The organism is Halomonas sp. GFAJ-1, from assembly GCA_002966495.1.
In the GTDB taxonomy this organism is placed as follows: Bacteria; Pseudomonadota; Gammaproteobacteria; order Pseudomonadales; family Halomonadaceae; genus Vreelandella.
Genome location: CP016490.1, coordinates 3,392,565 through 3,412,143 on the forward strand (window position 1 = coordinate 3,392,565; position 19,579 = coordinate 3,412,143).

Below are 19,579 nucleotides of genomic sequence, written 5' to 3' on the forward strand. Positions count from 1 at the left end.
CCCCACGCTTTGCTCCCTTTCCCGTCGGCAGTTTTTAGCCACTGCCGGCGCGCTTATGTTGGGCGCCGGGGTGGGGATATTTCCGACGCCTGCGACTGCTTTTAACCCACAGCGCTTGCGTCAAACTATGCAGCAGCAGTATGGGCAGCGCGGCCTTGTCGTATTAGAGGCATGGTTTGACTTGCTAGAGCGTCTACGTGGGCAGGAACTACAGACGCAGCTGCGTGAGGTCAATGACTTTTTCAACCGACAAGTACGCTGGGTTGACGATATCCATAATTGGGGCCAGGAAGACTTTTGGGCCACACCGCTGGAAACCATGGGGCAGGGTCAAGGCGACTGCGAAGACTACTCTATCGCCAAATATATTACCCTTAAGCAGCTTGGCGTCCCAGGTGAACGCCTGAGGATGATTTATGTGCGTGCGCGTATTGGCCGTAGCCAAATTACCCAAGCCCACATGGTGCTTGGCTACTACACAACGCCAAACGCCGAGCCGTTGGTACTCGACAACCTTGTACCCTCCATTAGCCCCGCCTCACAGCGCACCGACCTTGACCCCGTATTTAGCTTTAACAGCGAAGGATTATGGGCAGGCGGCTCATCAGAGTCACGTGCCGACCCCTTAGCCCGGTTATCGCGCTGGCGCAGCGTGGTGGAACGCATGCAATCACAAGGCTTCATTTAAAAGGATAAGGCACCATGTCACTGATTAAACAGCTTTGGCTGGCCATTATTGCGCTTCTTCTACTCTCGTTTGTCGGCAGTCTTGCGATCAGCATTGCCTCAAGCCGTGACTATATTGAGCAAGAAGTCCGCATTAAAAACGAAGACAACGCCACTGCGCTTGCGCTTTCGATGAGCCAGCTTGACAAAGACATCGTGATTCTTGAGCTACTCATTGCTGCACAATTTGATACCGGCTACTACCGCTCAATTGTATTAAAAGACACCGATGGCGAGGTGCTGGTTGAACGCACCGCTGGCGAGTATCGCGGCGATGTACCTGCCTGGTTCCGTAACCTCATTCAATTTGACGTCCCTACAGGACGAGCCACCGTGCAGGATGGCTGGCGGCAGTTCGGCACCTTAGAACTTGAAAGCCAGCATAGCTTTGCTTATGCCTCTTTATGGCGCAGCATGTTGGAATTAGCAGGCTGGTTCTTACTGGCCGGGGCGATTAGTTTAGCCATTGCCACCGTACTGGTACGCGGTATCAAGCACCCGTTAACCCGTGTAGTTGCCCAGGCAAAAGATATCAGTGCCCGCCGCTTTACCACCATTAAAGAGCCCCGCACCTTAGAGCTGAAAGAAGTCGCTCAAGCGATGAATGTGCTTTCGGCCAACGTTCATCAAATGCTCAGCCAAGAGAGCCATAAGCTGGATGAGTTGCGTCGCGATCTTCAGCATGACAGAGTCACTGGCGCACTCAATCGTGATGTGTTCATGGGTAGGCTGGCATCACTGTTGAGTAGTGATGAGGCTCGCGCAACGGGCCTAATGGTCATGGTAAGGGTTCAAGCCTTGGAGCAGCTAAATGAACAGCTAGGCCACCAGACAACGGATAGCTTACTGCGAGAGCTGGTCATACAACTTTCCAAGCTTGACGATGCCTCAGAAGAGGCCCTGGTAGGCCGCCTTAACGGCAGCGACTTCATGCTGTTGCTGCCACTGGAAGAAGATACCCGTGCATTAGCGCCACGTGTTCGCCAAGCGCTTGATCAGGCACTTGAATCAGTGGGCCTGCTCTCCTCTCATACAACACTGCATCTGCCAGCGGCGATTGCTGCCTATGCACCCCACGATGATCGCGGCGCGCTTCTCGCCACGTTAGACGATGCCCTGGCAGAGGCTGAAAGCAGCAGTGCACACCGAGGTGTGGTTGTTCGTGAAGGTAAGCAAGGCTCACTGTTTAATACGCATGCCGAGTGGCGAACAGCTCTTAATACCGCTATTCACCAAGGGCCACAACTGGCCTACTTCCCTGTCACTGATGCACAAAACAACGTGCTCCACTATGAGTGCCCCGCCCGCTTAGAGCTTGCAAATGCATGGCAAACAGCCGGTGTGTTTATTCCCTGGATATCACGCTTCGACCTAGAGCCAGCACTTGATATTGCCGTCGTTAAAAAAGCCTTGGAACAGCTCACGATTGATCCTACGCAAAAATTAGGGATTAACCTTTCGCTTGCCTCCATTACCAACGGGCAGTTTGTCATTGAGCTAAGAGCCCTGTTAGAGAAGCAACCGCAGCTCGCCAAACAGCTCTGCTTTGAAGTGCCCGCAGTATTGAACGCGCACGCTATCGGCAGCTTACGGGGTTTATGTACGGCGCTAAGGCCGCTGGGCTGTCAGTTCGGTATCGAGCACGTAGGCGCTGAATTTACAAAGCTTGCCGATCTTCACGACGTGGGGCTTGCCTACCTTAAAGTGGACAGCAGCTTGATTCGCGGCATTCATACCTCTAGCGAGCAGCAAACCATTGTGCGTGGCATGGCAACGCTATGCCATTCGCTGGGTATTCAGGTAATTGCAGAAGGGGTAACAGAGCAAGCAGAGATGGAAAGCCTATTTCGTGCTGGCCTGGATGGCGCAACCGGCCCCGGCATCAGCCTCTAACTACTTATATAAGCGATGCGATGGCATACACCACAGCAGCGCGTCTTACGACGCGCTTATTTAAATCAGCTCGTCCCCATCACCTAATAAATTGACATCGTTTTTAGAACGCAGCGACTTTCGCTCCAGAATCTTACTCTGAGCGGCAGCAGGCAAATCGGTAAAGCTCAGCACGCCTTTCTCTAGCAACACTTCCAGCATATCTTCCACTACCCGCACAAACGCGAGATCTGACGCGATCATTTGCGCCGACTGCCCGGTTTGCTGAGCCAAAAAGGCAAACACCTCCGGCGAATCCGCCGCGATGGTGTCATCACACTCAGGCGATGGCTCTTTGCTGAGCATCACAATCTCCCCTTCGGCATTGCGTTTGATATAAAGCATGGTGGCTTCCTCTGTCAGTAAACACGCTGACATTTTGATAATAGTAATAAACGGTATGATGCAACAAGGCCGCCCGTGGGCGGCCTTGAAGTCAGTGCAAATTTATTGGTCGATTTTCAGTTGATTGTTATCCAGCATATGCTGAATTACATCCTGTGAAGAACTCGCGTCGCCGAAGTCAGCGAAACTCTTACCTTCCAAGCGAATCACTTGATCTGCATTATTCTTATCGCTGCCCAAATTACCCTCGGAGTTGAGATAGAGCACAGTGTCGTCGCCTTCCTGCTCAGCGACGATGTAATCAGCTAGCGAGTCTTCAGTCTCATAATCCAACAACTGACGAATATCCAGAACATTGTTGCCATTACCAAAATCTCTAACCACATCAATGGCAGCGTCTTCTGGCGTTCCTTGGTCTCCTGCTTCCCAAAGGAAGATGTCGTCACCATCACCACCGACTAGGATGTCGTTGCCGGCACCGCCAATTAGGGTATCGTTGCCCGCACCGCCAATGAGAATATCGTCACCGGCACCACCATCCAGGGTATTACTTCCCCCATCAGTGCGCACCGTGTCGATCAACGACTCCCAGTTCTCTCGAACATAGTCAAGAATCTGCTCATCTTCGGGCGTAACACCATTATTCACCTCCCACTTGAGGTATTCTCGCAACCCTTGGTAGCCCAGGCCATCATGACCACCTGCAGCGAAGAAGACACCGGTGTCACCATTGGTCCACTCGAGATGGTCGGTATTGATGGTATCGCCAAAGATAATATCGTTGCCATCACCACCGCTCAGGATGTCATCGCCTAGAGCCTCAAGCTCATCGAACTCTGAGCTGCCCTCTAGCGCAGAGGCCAGATCTTCTGCGGTATTCACGATATCAACATCACCCGCCTGGTCCGTCACGGTGCCGCCCAACCAGTTGTAGTTTCCTGCGTTTTGACCCGTTGGAGTCCTGACGTTTAGCCAGCCCCAATCTGTAAATCCTGCAACAAACACGGACTCTTGCCCGACAGACTCTCCTGTTGTAGTAAAGAACTGAAGGTAGTCCTGATTAACATCAGACCCAATAGCAATAGCTTCAACTTGGCTCAGCTCTGCCAATGGTTTGAAAGCATTGACAGAGTTTTGCAACACACTGTAACTAGTCGCATTGCCAGGCCCCGTGACATTACCGTTACCTGTACGATAATCCAAAGAAGGATCACCATCCGTTAGGAAGTAGGTGAGATTTTCAAACTCGCCAGATGCCTGCTGCCCATTCTGAGTATTAAACCAGGCCACGGACTGCTCAAAGGCGGCCTGATAGTTCGTACCACCACCAGCCGAAAGTGCATCAATTGCTGAAATCAATTGGTTGACATTGCTCGCATCAAGCCCCTGGACCGTCACCGCAGTTGAGGCATGGGTAGAGAACGGAACCAACTGCACATTGATTGTTCCTTCATGATCCTTCAATTGGTTAGCCAAGTTAACCAGTGACTGCTTGGTCAACTCCATCAGATCCAGGCCGGGGGTTCCCGAGCCATTGCTCATACTCCCCGACACATCAACGATCAGCGAGATATTGTAGTTGGCTGCAGGGTCAACAATTGTCACCTTGCCACCCCGGTCTCCAATCAGCACATCATCGCCGCCGCCACCTACGATCTCGTTATCATCATTATTGCCTACTTTCAACGATGCCGGTGGCTGAACTTCATAAGCCCGGTCCGCATCTGCTTCGTAGGTATTACCGAAGTCATCTACACCGTCGACCTTGGCGATAATATTACCGGAATTCAGGCCCGCGACTTTATCTGCCGGCACAACCACGGACCAGGAGCTGCCATCACTATCAACGGTGGTGGTATAGATCTCGCCTCCAATGGTGACTTCGATAGCGTCACCAGCCTTGGCATCACCTTCAACAGAACCGGAGATCGACTGCCCTTCTTGGGCCTCGTCATTACTCAGGAAATCATCGCCACCAAAGACCGGGTCAATCGTAATGGTAGCTTCTGGTGCTACGTTTTCGACGCGTTTTTCATCCTCGGCCTCGGCTTTATTGCCCGCAGGATCGGTGACAGTGGCGCTAACACTAACGTTAGTCGCACCTTCGCTCACAGCGACCCAAACAGTGACACCGTTATTAATGTCATTCTGATCCAGCCCCACTGTGGTCAGCGTGTTGCCACCCGAATCTTTAACAACCAACGTATCACCAACCTCAGTACCCTCTTGGAAAGTAATTAAGGCTTCCACGCTACCTGGCTCGCCAGCAGCAATTTCCTCGATGTTGTAGATATCATCTTCGCCAGCACCTAGGAGTGCCACGCTGACTGCTGGAGGTGTGGCGTCCAGCGCCGCTTTGTCGGTGGCGGTGGCTTCGTTGCCGGCCAGGTCTTCTACCGTGGCGGTCACGGTCAGCTCACCGTCGGTGAGGTCGCTCAGGTCGGCGGTGGTTTCATAGGTGCCGTCGGCGCCCACGGTGGCCGTGGCGGTCACGGTGGTGGTGCCGTCGGTGATCTCGAGGCTGACGATCTGGCCTTGTTCCACGCCCTCGGTGCTGCCGCTGATCGGCGCGTCGGCAACGTTGTCGCCGTTGACGTCGGCCAGGCTCACGATGATCTCGGCGGTGGTGTCGAGGATCGCGATGTCGTCAACGCTGCCTTGGTTACCGGCTTCGTCGGTCACCGTCATGGTCACGGTCAGCTCGCCGTCGGCCAGGCTGCTCAGGTCTTGGCCCGCCACCGTGACGTCGTTGCCGTCCACGGTGATGTCCGCGGCGTCAACGGTGATGCTGCCACCCTGGGCGTCGGTGATCACGATGCTGTTGATCGTGCCGTTGGTTTCAACGCGGCCACTGAAGGTGACGTTGTCTTTTTCACCGTCGTTGATCAGGCCATCGGCGGCGTCGAAGGCGATGTTGTTGTTCTCGCCAGTGCCATCGCCGGGGGCGACGGTGTCGAGGATCGCGGTGTCGTCAACGCTGCCTTGGTTACCGGCTTCGTCGGTCACCGTCATGGTCACGGTCAGCTCGCCGTCGGCCAGGCTGCTCAGGTCTTGGCCCGCCACCGTGACGTCGTTGCCGTCCACGGTGATGTCCGCGGCGTCAACGGTGATGCTGCCACCCTGGGCGTCGGTGATCACGATGCTGTTGATCGTGCCGTTGGTTTCAACGCGGCCACTGAAGGTGACGTTGTCTTTTTCACCGTCGTTGATCAGGCCATCGGCGGCGTCGAAGGCGATGTTGTTGTTCTCGCCAGTGCCATCGCCGGGGGCGACGGTGTCGAGGATCGCGGTGTCGTCAACGCTGCCTTGGTTACCGGCTTCGTCGGTCACCGTCATGGTCACGGTCAGCTCGCCGTCGGCCAGGCTGCTCAGGTCTTGGCCCGCCACCGTGACGTCGTTGCCGTCCACGGTGATGTCCGCGGCGTCAACGGTGATGCTGCCACCCTGGGCGTCGGTGATCACGATGCTGTTGATCGTGCCGTTGGTTTCAACGCGGCCACTGAAGGTGACGTTGTCTTTTTCACCGTCGTTGATCAGGCCATCGGCGGCGTCGAAGGCGATGTTGTTGTTCTCGCCAGTGCCATCGCCGGGGGCGACGGTGTCGATAGCGCCATTATCAAAAGCGGTTGCTTCGTTTCCAGCCGCATCCGTAATACTGGCATCTACGGTGTAGTCGCCTTCGGCTAGCGGCGTGGTTACTTCAACACTCCATGTGCCGTCAGACCCCACTACTGACTCTAGTTCTTGGGTATTGCCTGCAGCATCGGTGACGATGACTGTGACCGTGCCGCCAACTTCATTGGAAGTGCCAGTAATTATCGGCGTATTGTCGTTGCCGCTGGGGGCGTCGACAGTAAGCGTGGGAGGTGTAGTATCAACAACGACAGTGTCTGCATCATCAGTGGCGGCAGCGACGGCTCCGCCATCAAACTCAACGAACTCCGCACCTTCTAGGCCTCCATCAGTGCTAAAGGCCAACGGGTCGGTTTCTTCCGCGACTCGCGCAACGCGCACGAAGCTACTCCCGCCACCGCCGCCAGCACCTGCTGCAGTGGCATCAAGTAACTCGAGTAGGTCACCGTCATCATCTAATGCTGACAAAAGTGCCTCAAGGTCATCATCCATCGCACTGGCGTCTTCTGTCGCTACGATGAGATCACTGTCTAACTCAGGAGTGACGGCAACTTCCTGACCACCTTCGACGACACTGGCGCCGCTGCCGTCGGCAAAATCTAGCTGCACTTGGCCATTGGCAGAGGTAATTAAGACCTCGCCTTCTTGCAGCACATCACCAATACGCAACTCGCGAATATTACCTGCTTCATCACGCGCCCAAGCTTGGCCAGAAATTGCAATAATGGTTGCAGCTGCCATGTGTCACTCCTCGATCACAAATGTAGAGCCACTGTTCTAGTAAATTGGCACCAGACTGAATAGCGGCATATATGTCGATACTAGGAGGTAAAACAACAGAAAAGTATTGTACCGATGGACAAAAAAGCGCGCCTTATGAGGAGGCGCGCTTCAGGTATCAACAAACTATCTCATTAGAGTAACTAGCTTATAGTAAGGGCTATTAATTAGCTGTTTGTTCAGAAACAGGCGCCAGCTTTAATATCAGCTGTAACCGGTCACGCACCGTTAGCTTTTTGAAAATAGCGCTTAGATGCGCTTTCACCGTACGCTCAGTAATATCTAACTGACGCGCTACCTCTTTATTAGTTGCACCGCGAGCAACTGCCAGGGCTACGCCCCGCTCACGCTCAGTAAGCACGTTCAAACATTCACTGTACTGATCCTCTTCCCCGCCTAAGCGGTTTTGCAGTGCCTTAAATGTTCCACCCATCACTTTTGCAAGCAGTTCTTGGCCCACCCAAACCCCTTGATTGGTCACGACAAGAGCCACTTGGTTAAGCACATCAGGCGCCGCAAACGTATGCACATAACCTCTCGCACCAAGGTCAAGTGCTTGCAAGGCTTCTCGCTCACCAGGGGCATAGCTCATCACTACTGCGATGGCTCCCTTTGTCGTAACTGCATTGATAAGAACATGCCAATCCTCAACCGTCGTTAGCAGCCAAACTACATCGTTGGGCTGAAGATGATCACTCAGCGTTTGAGGTGTCAAGATAGATGCCTCGGGGAACGCTTTTATCCAACGGGCTTTTAGGCTGCCATCTGTTGTTATAAACCAATGCTTCATTAACGCTCCCCCATGGAATCTCGCCATGCTCTTAAAACAGGCTTAAGCAGGAACTGCATCACCGTTCGCTTACCTGTCACAATGTCTACTTGTGCCGTCATGCCTGGAATAACCTGAAGCCGCTCGGCGATGTTTTCATCTTCCGTGCTACGCACACGCACCAAGTAGAAGGTATTGCCATCATCATCAGTGATAGTGTCCGCACTAATGTGATCAAGCTCTGCCTGCAATCCACCAAAAATGGCGTAATCGTAGGCAGTAAGCTTAATAGTCGCAGGCTGTCCAGGGTGCAGGAACGCAATATCTTGGGGGGCGATGCGCGCCTCTACCAGCAACTGCTCATCACTGGGCACAATTTCGACAACCTCTTGGCCGGGTTGGGCAACACCACCGATAGTGTTGATGTGAAGCCGCTGAACGACACCATCCACGGGCGAACGAATTTCGGTAAGTCGCACACGATCCTGTAAACCCGTACCCGATTGCTGAAGCGCATTGAGATCACCTGAGACTTGTGCCAGGTCGTTGCGCCACTCGCTCCTTCTCTCTGCCCCTAGCTCTCGTAGCTGTGTTTGGGCTTCCTCTACAGCGGCCTCTAAGCGTGATACGGCTGCATCTGCTTGATTACGCTCGCCGGTCGCTCTGGAAACTTCACGCTGCAGGCGAAGCACCTCCACTTCTGAAACAGCACCTGAAGCAAGTAGCGGCCGAGTTAAGTTCAGCTCTTGGCCAGCCATATTGGCTTCGCGTTGTGCAGTATCTCTGCGTGCCTGTGCTTCTCTGAGCTCTTCACGGCGCTGACGAATGCGATCATTCAGCACTGTTTCCTGCTCTCTAAGCTCCTCTCGTCTGCTTTCGTAGACATCGCGCTCTTGCATAACAATACCAGGCACTTCTTGTCGTAACTCCTCGGAAGGCTCAAACGCTGTATTAGTTGCTAACGCGCGTAAGCGCTCCGCCCGGGCTTCCAGCGCAAACCGCTGTGCTCGGTTTTCACGAAAGTCTGACACAAACCGAGTGGGGTCAATTTGCATAAGCACTTCGCCTGCACTGACCACCTGCCCCTCTCTTACCCTGATCTGCTCGACCACGCCACCATCAAACGACTGAATACGCTGTAACTGGCTAGCAGGTATCACGCGTCCAGAGCCACGGGTAACTTCATCAATTGGTGCAAAATATGCCCATGTTACTAATACAATAATCGTCAGCAACACCGTGTAGAGAAACAGACGAGCGCGAATAGGCTCTTGCTGCATTCGTGCCCAGTCAGTATCACTCGCCCAGTCACGACTGAGGTGCGCAGAAGTAACACGCCGTGCGAACAGGCGATCCATAAAGGGGCGAAACGGTTTTTGACCTTTTTCCGAGAAACGCCCTATGGCTTCGAAGCCTTTTTGCTCTGAGGTTGAAGAGGGTTTCTTAGTCATTACGACGCCCTCCCAATCTGCCCTTTCCGCAATGCTTCAACTACCGTATCACGAGGGCCATCGGCCACGACCTTACCGGCATCCATAACAACGATACGATCCACAAGGGAGAGTAACGAAGTGCGATGTGTCACCACCAGTATCGTTTTACCTGCGGCTACTTTGGTGAGATTGGCCTTAAACGCCTCTTCGCTGGCGTTATCCATCGAGCTAGTAGGCTCATCCAATAATAGGATAGGAGGGTCTTGCACCATCGCCCTGGCAATGGCGACTGCCTGTTTCTGCCCACCAGAGAGAGCCTGTCCACGCTCGCCTACCTGAAGATCAATGCCATTAGGATGGCTATTCACCAATGACTCTAAGCCAGCGATTTCGATAGCTCTTAGTAGCGCCTCATCATCTATGCGGTCACTTCCGCCGCCTGCCACAATGTTGTCGCGCAATGAGCCAGCGAAAAGACTTACATCTTGAGGTACATAACCAATGTGACGACGCAGCTGGAGAGGGTCTAACTGCCGAATATCGACGTTATCAATGAGCACCGCGCCCGATGTGGGTTGGTAAAAACCTAATAAAAGCTTATTGAGAGAAGACTTACCGCAACCAATACGGCCCAGCAAAGCAACTTTTTCGCCCGATTTTATAGAAATAGAAACATCTCGCAGCGCTTCGCGCTCTTCATCAGGGTAGCGTAACGTGACCTTATCCAAACGGATGCTGCCCGAAACACTCGGCTTTTCCACATAGGCTTTGCCTTCGTGACGCTCAACCTGTTTACCCATCACGTTATTCAGCGACTCTAATGCTGTCGAAGACTGGTGATACTGCGCCAACAAAGCGGCGGCTTGACTAATAGGCGCCATCGCTCGAGACGAAAGCATATAAGCCGCAATTAACCCACCTTGAGTCAGGTTGCCCTCAATGATCTGGTATACACCCACAATAATGACGCACACCGCTACGCTATGCTGGGCCCATTGAGCAACATTGGAGACTGATGTGCTCACCAGACGTAGTTGAGCAGAGGTTCTTGAAAGAAAAGCAGACGCTTTTTCCCAGTGCCGCTGAATCCGACTTTCCGCCCTTAATGCTTTTACATTTTCTAGCTGCGAGACCGACTCGACTAAAAGCGCGTTACGCTGTGCACTCACTTCCCAGGTGGTTTGTGAAAGCTCGTGAAGCTTGCCTTGCGCGGCCAGCGCATAAAGCAGCACAAATACGATACCCACCAGTACAGGTAGCACTAACCAAGGATTAATTAACGCAATAATGGCGGCAAAAAGCAGTACGAAGGGCAAATCAACAATGCCTATGACCGTCGCAGATCCGATAAACGCACGTACTGACTCAAACGACTGAAGTGTTGCCGTAAAAGAGCCAGTAGACGCTGGACGCTCTTCCAAACGCATCCCTAGCACTTTGGCCATGATTGAAGAGGAGAGCTTTACATCAGCACGACTAGCCGCCAAATCAACAAAACTACTGCGCATTAAGCGCAGCGCCAAATCGAAACACAACACAATAAAAATGCCTAACGCGAGCACCCAGAGGGTCTCCGTCGCCTGATTAGGCACTACGCGATCATAGACATTGAGCACAAACAGCGGCATCGCCAGTGCAAATAGGTTAATCGCGATTGAGCCAAGCACAATATCGCGATATAGCCGCCTATTTTCACGAATAACGCCCCAAAACCAGTGTTCATCCCGCCGTTTTTTAACGCCAGACTCCGAGGTGCTGTCAACGCGAAATTTAGGTCGTACGTAGATTGCCTCGCCACTGTAACCAGAATACAGCTCCTCCAAAGGCACTTCTATGTCGGCCTCTGAAAGCTCAGGGAAAATCACCCGAGCTTTTTGGTGCTTGAGGTCTAACCCTAAAAGCACGCAAGCGCGGCCAGGCTCCAACAGCAAAATCGCCGGAAAAAGAGCAGGATTGAGCGCTGACAAATTGCTTTTTACAATTCTGGCGGTTAACCCTGCCCGTGAAGCGGCTCGACCAAATACTGATGGAATAAGCTTGCCTTGCTCTAACGGCAAACCAGCCTTTAAAGCCTCAGATGACACTTCATGCTGATGATAGGAAGCAACCGTTTTCAAGCATTCCAACAGTTCATCGCTTGGCTCCTGCCCATTACTACGGGCAGCTTCAGACACTCTCAGCTGACTTTGCGCCACAGAAACCTCATTTTCCTTCCGAAATATGAACATCCCGGATGACTAGATGCACATAGCTCACAATTTAACCACGTGTAATAAACGCATCCGCATAGCCAAATCCTTGCAATTCAGACTGCAGTGACTTGGCATCATCAAAGGATTCAAAAGGCCCTACTTGCACACGGAAGTTCCCTGCGGCAGCTAACACTCTAGCGCCATCGGTTAACTGATTACTTAACTGGTTACTAAGCGCCTCAGCGCGCTCAATAGCACTTAAAGACGCCACCTGAACATAAAGACCTTGGACTGGTTTTGGCGCTGACATGTGTGTAACAGCCGCTTCAACAGGAGCAGCCATCACCACATTTTCAGATTCTGAGTAAGCGCTTTGCGGCATATCGTTTTGCCGCGCAGAGATTCCACGTGTGAAATCATCTAGGGTAAAACCACGCGGCCCCTCTACACCGCAAGCCATGCGAATATTGTCAGCCATATCCTCATAGCCAAGCTCGCTAAGGCTTGGGATGTCATCTCGGGTGACTTGCAGGGTATGCATGAGCTGACCCATCGCAGCAAGCGTACGCGCCTGGGCCAATGTCAGATCAAACTGCGCATTGGAATACGCGCGACTGGCTTCAAAGAACTCGTTTTCACTGTCCAGTACGTCTAGCAAGGTACGCTGACCAATATCAAACTGCTGTTGATACGCGCCACGGACGCGATCAATCGACTGGCGATGCTCATTTAAATAGCTAAGTTGCTCGCTCAAACGCTGAGTGTCGTTATAAGCAATTTGCGTCGTCTGCCTCACATTAGTGCAAGCGGTTTCACGCTGATTTTCAGCTTGTTCAATGCGTGTGCTTGCCGCATTAAAAGCTGCTTGGTCGGAACCACCACGATAGAGGTTCATGCTAGCGACTAACTGAATGCTATGCTCGTCCCGGCGACCTGCAATCGCATCATCCTGGTTATTGGTGCCTGTGCGCCCTTGAATATCCAACCGGGGCATGTATGCGGACCGAGCACCCTCTAACTCCGCCCGTTGCACGGCAATGTTCTCAATGGCCGCGTGGAATTCAGGGTTACCCTGAAACGCCATTTCTACCGCTTGGCTAACATCCTCTGGTAACTCATTTGCCAATGAAGGAGCTGGCAGCATATTTTGCGCGGGTAGCGTGCCTACAATACGCTGAAAACGTGCCGTTACGTCATGGAGGTTGGACGCCTCGGTCATGAGATTCGATTCAGCAAGTGCTAGGCGGCCGCTGATTTGCTCTAAATCAACACCGCGCCCCGCTCCCGAAAGCGCCCTTTCCTCAATTTGGCTAAAAACACGCTGGTGCTCTCGGTAATTATCTTGTGCTAAACGGACCAGTTCGCGATGCCGAAGCACATCAACGTAGGCCCTAAAAGCCTCTAGCGTTATCTCTTCACTTGCACCAAGTAATTGAAAATATGCGATCAGCCTAGCACGGTCTAAACGCTCAACTTCACTGCGGGTAGCAAAACCATCGAACACCATTTGCGTAAGCGTTAATTCTGCGAAATCAGAGCTATAGCTGCCACGACCGTCATTTTGCTGATCTTGCCGACCCACTCCAGCACGTACATCAATTGACGGCAGGTAATTGCCCCTTGCACCCCTTGCGTCACTACCCGTGGCACTAAAGTTAGCCCAGGCTGCATTTACTTCAGGGTTAGTAACAATGGTTTGCTGGATGGTGCTTGGCAAGTCAGTGGCACCAGGTGCGTACAAACTCGCTGGAAGCGATTGTGCAAGCGCTGAAAGTGGTAAAAACGCCAGGGTAGTGACCGTTAACGGCCGAAAAGCGTGTTGTGAAAATAGTTTTTTCAATTTCAAAGTGACGTTGCTTTTCATGGTCATAATTTCCTTGTGAACGTTTGAGGCTGCTCACAAACAAGCAGCCTGCACTTTTCAGCACCTGTAGAACCACTTACTTGGCTTTTTCTCACAGCCAAAATAAAAGAACTAGTTTGCCAACCAAAAACATCTCATAAAGCAAACTTCGTTTTAGTGAGACTAGCTTAATTTAATTACGCTAGCATTTCTATTCTCCCATCAAAGCAAAAGTCACAAAAACTTACAATAAAACTATTAAAAAAACATTACCCCTTGGTGCTAGTTTGCCCATGCCCTGGCAGCTGCTGAATCGCCAATCCCGATAAAATTAATGCTAATCCCACAAGCGTAGAAGCCAGCAACGGTTCACCAGCCACGAGATAGAGAAGCAACAATGAAACAGGCGGGGATAGAAAAATCAGATTAGACACCTTAGCTGTACGAGAGACTTTTTGAACCGCCATTTGCCAAAGTATGAAAGCGATGCCCATTTCAAATAGCCCCACGTACACACCTGCACCAATGGCTGGCCAACCAGGCCACTCAAAGCCAGGGCCCAAAAGCAATAACACCGTTAACACAGGCAGCCCAACGCTAAAATTCTGCCATTGGCCAACCAGGGGTTGACGCTTGTCCTTGGTATTGAGCAGCCAATAGAGCGCCCAAAGCAGTGTCGATGACAGCGCCAATACCACGCCTAATGGGTCTTCAAACGCAACGTCGATCACCTGCCCCCGTGTCGCAATTACCCATACGCCGGAATAGGCCACTAAACCCGCCAAAACGTCTAACCGCGTCAGCCGTTGACCCAGTAAGGGAACGGCTAAAAATGCCATGGCAAGCGCCCAGGTATAGTTCAGCGCCATCGCTTCTTGCCCAGGCAATCGGTCGTAAGCCCCGAAAAGAGCCAGGTAATACGCAACTGGATTCATCAACCCTGCCCAGGCGGCGGTCTTCCAGCCACTGCGTAAGGCCGATGCAAGGTTGCCTTGCTTAATCACTACCACGCCCATCAGTACCCATGACACCAGTGCGGCCAGCCACATAAGCTCCAGAGGACTCATCCAGACAAGGGCCACTTTGAAAGCAGTCGCAACCGTTGACCATAACGCAACGGCACCTAACCCATAAAAAATGGCCTGGCGATCCTGATTCATCGATCTACATGCCCAAGATTAAGGCTCGGCTCGATATGGTCTCTTACCTGTTGCTTTAGGGATTTAATGTCAGGGAAACCGCCATCACGCTGACGTTCCCACAGCAACGAGCCGTCACACCATATTTCAAATGTGCCACCATGGGAGGGTGAAAGCGCTACTTCAGATAAGCGCTCGCCGAAGGTGGATAGCAACTCCTGTGCGTACCAAGCACTGCGAAGCAACCATTGGCACTGGGTACAATAACGAATATGAATTCGCGACATACTGAACTCCGTAAGCTGTTAAAGCGTGTATGTTATTAAGGTGTAATAGCCCGGCATTTTGTCACCATCCATCAGCAACCGCCAAGGACCCCCTAATGGCTGAACACAACGTATCTCAATCACGTTTATACGAGTGGCTGACAGGGGACGACGACAGCCGCATGTGTGATGACATCCCTGAAGAAGCCTGCAATGAACAGCCTCGTAACTTTTTCAAGCATCTCATCGCATCGCTAGGTAATAAGCTGGCCGACGAGCTATCCAGCGCTCGCTTGGTGTTACCGTGGTTAATGGGCATTATCGGTGCGCCAGTTTGGATGGTGGGCCTTTTAGTCCCTATTCGTGAAGCAGGCGCGCTGCTGCCGCAGTTATTTGTGGCGGGCTTTATTCGCTTACGACCACAACGTAAATGGGCGTGGGTAGTCGGCGCTGCTCTACAAGCCCTGGCCGCCTTTGCTTTAGCACTGCTTGCCTTAATGGGCAGCGGCTCTTTGGGGGGTATGTTGGTGCTGTGCGTGCTGGTATTGCTTGCACTGGCACGAGGACTATCATCCATTGCCACCAAGGATGTATTGGGCAAAACCATTGCCAAGCGGCGGCGTGGCACACTAATGGGCTGGAGTGGCAGCGTAGCAGGTGCTGCCACGCTGGTGGCTGGCGGGGTACTGATGTGGTTCGGAGACCGCCCCGGCAATGTGGCTCTGGCCATTTTGCTTAGCGTGGCAGGTTTGGGGTGGCTGCTTAACGCCTTTTGCGCAGCCCGTATAAAAGAAACCCCAGGCGCGGTCGAGGGTGGCGAAAATGCCTGGGACAGCATTAAGCTAGGCCTCTCGTTAATGAAATCAGACCCCACTTTTTTACACTTTAACCTCTCCCGCTCTTTGCTCCTATCAAGTGCTTTGGCTCTGCCCTACTTAGCCCTTCTCGGCCAACAACAGAGCGGCACTGAACTAGGGGGGCTGGGGCTGCTAGTAGTCGTCTCTGGCATCGCTGCAATAGTAGCAAGCCCTGTATGGGGCAAGCGGGCTGACCAGTCGAGCCGCCGTGTGATGCGCGACGCTGCCATCGGCACAGTACTGTGCTGTCTGCTAGGGGCTAGTCTTGGCTGGCTTCCCGGGGAGTGGACCCAAAGCGTGTGGCCTTATGCGGTTATTTACGCCTTGCTAGTCATTGTGCACCATGGCGTACGCTTAGGGCGTAAAACTTACCTCGTTGATATGGCGAGCCAGGATAACCGCGCGCTCTATGTTGCTCTTTCTAATACACTAACAGGCGTTTTAATGCTTATCGTCGGGGGTATCATTGGCGCCATTGCGCAGTGGCTAGGCAGCGCTATGTTACTGGTGATACTTGCCGTGACTGCTTTCTGCGCCATGCTCAGCGCCCAGCGTTTACCTGAAGTAGAATAGCGCTATCGGTACTCTTTTTAGCATTCGCTTACGTTAAGGTTTGTCAATCGCCTTAACCCACCCGAATAGTTAACCTCAATAGTAGCAATAGTGGTTTGCAAAGCATGGCAACGCTCGCCATGATAGGGAGTAGATAGCGGTGGCTAGTTGGTTTTTTTTGCTATTTTTGCTTTGTTAGCGAACATAAAATGCAGCATAGTCCCGCATCAAGAGATTTCCACAAGGCAAGCCCCGCGTTGACTTACAACGTCATGGCTACGAAAGAATGAGAGCGGCAACAGGAACCCATTGATGAAACGATCTCCTTTAATTAGCCCTGAGCTACTCGAACGCATTGTTGACGCTTCAGAAGATGGTATTGTCGTTGCGGAGCAGGAAGGCGACGAAAATATACTCATCTATGTAAACAAGGGGTTTGAACGCTTAACCGGCTATAGTGCTGATGAAATTCTTTACCGCGACTGCCGTTTCTTACAAAACGAAGACCGCGACCAAGATGCCTTAGCATCCATTAGGGACGCCCTGAAAGATGGTCACCCCTCGCGAGAAGTGCTGCGCAACTATCGTAAAGACGGCACCATGTTCTGGAATGAACTGTCGATCACACCAGTCTATGACGAAGCCGATAACTTGATGTACTACATTGGCGTACAAAAAGATGTTACTGAGCGTGTAGAAGCGCAGCTAGCGCTTGCCGCGCTGCAAAAGCAGCAGGAGCATGCCAAATAATATTATTTGAGCGAATTTAAAAAATTGCGCTTGATCTTTAACCCAAGCAGCGTTATATAGCGGCTAAGTACTTATGAAGCAGTACATAGTGCTAGGCGCTTCTTATCTAACTAACGTTTAAGCAACGTAAGATAGGAAGCCATTGTGATGCCGGCGCGCCGGCTTGGGTTGGAGGGCATACCGTGAGCCGTGACCCCTTAAATCGTGAAACCTACACCACCGAGACACTTGACGCTGACGAGTTTGATAACTTGGATGCTGTTAACGATGATCATTACGGTAAAAGCAAACCCAGCAAAGCAGATACCCTACGCGCTCGACGACAAGTTGAAGCTTGGCTGGAAGAGCGGCGACTGCAACGTGCTATAAAAGACGACTGGGAGGAAGAAGAGTAGCTGATCGCCAATATAGCCGGCCGTGCACATAGCGCTATCAAGCCCGGGCATCAATGATTACGCTTCTTTATTTCAAAACCCTCTAGGTATTTATTGTTCAGCCGTTACCTTCTTGATGCTCCGCTTTGTCCAGAATAGCCGCAGCTTTATCGCTATTCTGGCCTTTGTGCGCCCTGAGCACTATCATCTAAGCCTAACGCCAGCACTCAGTGGCGTCTCTTTTTTCCATCAACCTAACGGATCTCCATGGCGCAATACGTATTCACCATGAACCGGGTTGGCAAAGTTGTGCCACCCAAAAAGCAAATTCTCAAGGATATATCGCTATCGTTCTTCCCTGGCGCCAAAATTGGTGTGCTCGGCTTGAACGGTGCTGGTAAGTCCACACTGCTGCGGATCATGGCCGGTGTCGATAAAGAGTTTGAAGGTGAAGCTCGTCCGATGCCTGGCATTAATGTGGGCTACCTCCCCCAGGAGCCGCAGCTCGATGACGAAAAGAGTGTGCGCGACACTGTTGAAGAAGCATTAGGCGCTATTAAAGAAGCCCAAGAGAAGCTGGATGCCGTTTATTCTGCCTATGCCGAACCTGATGCTGACTTTGATGCCCTAGCCAGTGAACAAGCGCGCCTTGAGAACATTATCGAAGCCGCTGACGCACACAACCTTGAGCGAAAGCTTGAAGTTGCAGCCGAAGCCCTGCGCCTGCCGCCCTGGGATGCCAAAGTAGGCAACCTATCCGGTGGTGAGCGCCGTCGCGTGGCGCTTTGCCGCCTGCTGCTCTCCAGCCCAGATATGCTCTTGCTGGATGAGCCTACTAACCACTTGGACGCAGAATCAGTTGCCTGGCTGGAGCGTTTCCTCCACGACTACAACGGCACCGTAGTGGCTATCACCCACGACCGCTACTTCCTTGATAATGTAGCTGGCTGGATTTTAGAGCTGGATCGTGGTCAAGGCATCCCGTTTGAAGGCAACTACTCTCAGTGGCTTGAGCAGAAGGATCAGCGCCTCTCTCAAGAAGCGAAGCAAGAAGCCACCCGCCAAAAAGCGATTAAGCAAGAACTTGAGTGGGTACGCAGTAACGCTAAAGGACGCCAAGCTAAAAGCAAAGCTCGCCTTAACCGTTTTGAAGAAATGCAGTCAGGCGACTTTCAAAAGCGTAACGAAACCAATGAAATCTATATTCCACCTGGCCCACGCCTAGGGGATAAGGTCATTGACTTTCACAACGTGGCTAAGCGCTTTGATGACAAACTGCTCTACCAAGACCTGTCGTTTAGTATTCCTCAGGGCGCTATCGTGGGCATTGTGGGCGGTAACGGTGCAGGTAAATCGACACTGTTTAAGCTAATCACAGGCAAAGAGCAGCCTGATGCAGGCGAGGTGGTGATTGGCGAAACGGTCAATATCGCTTATGTCGAACAGCTTCGCGATGCACTGGATGATAAGCAAACCGTCTGGGAAGCCGTCTCCGATGGCCAAGATGTTCTCAATATTAACGGGTATGAAGTTTCATCACGCGCTTACGTTGGCCGTTTCAACTTTAAGGGTAACGACCAGCAAAAGCGGCTAGACGAACTCTCCGGGGGTGAGCGTGGCCGACTCCAGCTTGCACAGACGCTGAAACAGGGCGCAAACGTGCTGTTGCTGGATGAACCCTCTAATGACCTGGACATTGAGACTCTACGGGCACTTGAGGAAGCGTTATTGGCTTTCCCTGGCTGCGCCATGGTGATCTCGCATGATCGCTGGTTCTTAGACCGTATCGCGACGCATATTCTGGCATTTGAAGGAGACTCTGAAGTAGTGTTCTTTGATGGCAACTACACAGATTATGAAGCTGATCATAAAAAGCGGGTCGGCAACGATACACCTAAGCGAATGAAATATAAGCGCATTGATGCCTAAAGTTGATGCCTAAAGAGCTATTACCGGCCCACACCTAGCTTGTATAAGCAAAGCATCTA

The 19,579-nt window shown here is 52.2% G+C and carries 14 protein-coding genes; 6 read left to right on the top strand and 8 right to left on the bottom strand.

Annotation, left to right across the window (positions count from 1 at the left end):
- The first annotated feature begins 55 nt into the window (after window positions 1–55).
- Both BB497_15295 and BB497_15300 read left to right on the top strand, forming a co-directional pair.
- Complete coding sequence (locus BB497_15295; GenBank protein AVI64375.1) at window positions 56–688, top strand: transglutaminase; 633 nt, start codon at window positions 56–58, stop codon at window positions 686–688.
- Between the two features lie 14 nt (window positions 689–702).
- Window positions 703–2,619, top strand: a complete 1,917-nt coding sequence (locus tag BB497_15300; protein AVI63976.1) for a Diguanylate phosphodiesterase, EAL domain protein — start codon at window positions 703–705, stop codon at window positions 2,617–2,619.
- A 60-nt stretch (window positions 2,620–2,679) separates the two neighbouring features.
- On the opposite strand, the gene BB497_15305 is transcribed toward BB497_15300, so the two are convergent.
- From BB497_15305 to BB497_15340, 8 genes are all read right to left on the bottom strand, one after another.
- On the bottom strand, window positions 2,680–3,003 hold the full coding sequence (locus tag BB497_15305; GenBank protein AVI63977.1) for a tryptophan synthase subunit beta like protein: 324 nt from the start codon (window positions 3,001–3,003) through the stop codon (window positions 2,680–2,682).
- A gap of 102 nt (window positions 3,004–3,105) precedes the next feature.
- Window positions 3,106–7,377, bottom strand: a complete 4,272-nt coding sequence (locus BB497_15310; protein ID AVI63978.1) for a hypothetical protein — start codon at window positions 7,375–7,377, stop codon at window positions 3,106–3,108.
- 202 nt (window positions 7,378–7,579) lie between these two features.
- The gene (locus BB497_15315) at window positions 7,580–8,206 is read right to left on the bottom strand and encodes a helix-turn-helix transcriptional regulator (GenBank protein AVI63979.1); all 627 of its coding nucleotides are present in this window, start codon (window positions 8,204–8,206) and stop codon (window positions 7,580–7,582) included.
- Complete coding sequence (locus BB497_15320) at window positions 8,206–9,636, bottom strand: secretion protein HylD (protein AVI63980.1); 1,431 nt, start codon at window positions 9,634–9,636, stop codon at window positions 8,206–8,208. Before BB497_15320 ends, BB497_15315 begins: the two co-directional genes overlap by 1 nt.
- Window positions 9,636–11,813, bottom strand: coding sequence for an ABC transporter (locus tag BB497_15325; protein ID AVI63981.1), 2,178 nt, complete (start codon window positions 11,811–11,813; stop codon window positions 9,636–9,638). The genes BB497_15320 and BB497_15325 overlap by 1 nt, the downstream gene beginning before the upstream one ends.
- 64 nt (window positions 11,814–11,877) lie before the next feature.
- Window positions 11,878–13,674 carry an agglutination protein gene (locus BB497_15330; protein AVI63982.1) on the bottom strand — a complete coding sequence of 599 codons (1,797 nt, stop codon included), beginning with the start codon at window positions 13,672–13,674 and terminating at the stop codon, window positions 11,878–11,880.
- 248 nt (window positions 13,675–13,922) lie between these two features.
- A complete protein-coding gene (locus tag BB497_15335; protein ID AVI63983.1) occupies window positions 13,923–14,813 on the bottom strand; it encodes a drug/metabolite transporter in 891 nt (296 codons plus the stop codon).
- Complete coding sequence (locus BB497_15340; GenBank protein AVI63984.1) at window positions 14,810–15,079, bottom strand: selenoprotein W-like protein; 270 nt, start codon at window positions 15,077–15,079, stop codon at window positions 14,810–14,812. Before BB497_15340 ends, BB497_15335 begins: the two co-directional genes overlap by 4 nt.
- Before the next feature lie 95 nt (window positions 15,080–15,174).
- Here BB497_15340 and BB497_15345 point away from each other — a divergent pair, with 95 nt between their 5' ends.
- The 4 genes from BB497_15345 to BB497_15360 all read left to right on the top strand — a co-directional run bounded on the left by BB497_15345 (window position 15,175) and on the right by BB497_15360 (window position 19,520).
- The gene (locus tag BB497_15345) at window positions 15,175–16,488 is read left to right on the top strand and encodes an MFS transporter (GenBank protein ID AVI63985.1); all 1,314 of its coding nucleotides are present in this window, start codon (window positions 15,175–15,177) and stop codon (window positions 16,486–16,488) included.
- Between the two features lie 291 nt (window positions 16,489–16,779).
- A complete protein-coding gene (locus BB497_15350) occupies window positions 16,780–17,217 on the top strand; it encodes a histidine kinase (protein ID AVI63986.1) in 438 nt (145 codons plus the stop codon).
- A gap of 182 nt (window positions 17,218–17,399) precedes the next feature.
- Window positions 17,400–17,612 (top strand): hypothetical protein, encoded by a 213-nt coding sequence (locus BB497_15355; GenBank protein AVI63987.1) that lies wholly within the window; start codon window positions 17,400–17,402, stop codon window positions 17,610–17,612.
- A gap of 246 nt (window positions 17,613–17,858) precedes the next feature.
- Complete coding sequence (locus tag BB497_15360; protein AVI63988.1) at window positions 17,859–19,520, top strand: energy-dependent translational throttle protein EttA; 1,662 nt, start codon at window positions 17,859–17,861, stop codon at window positions 19,518–19,520.
- Window positions 19,521–19,579: the final 59 nt, after the last annotated feature.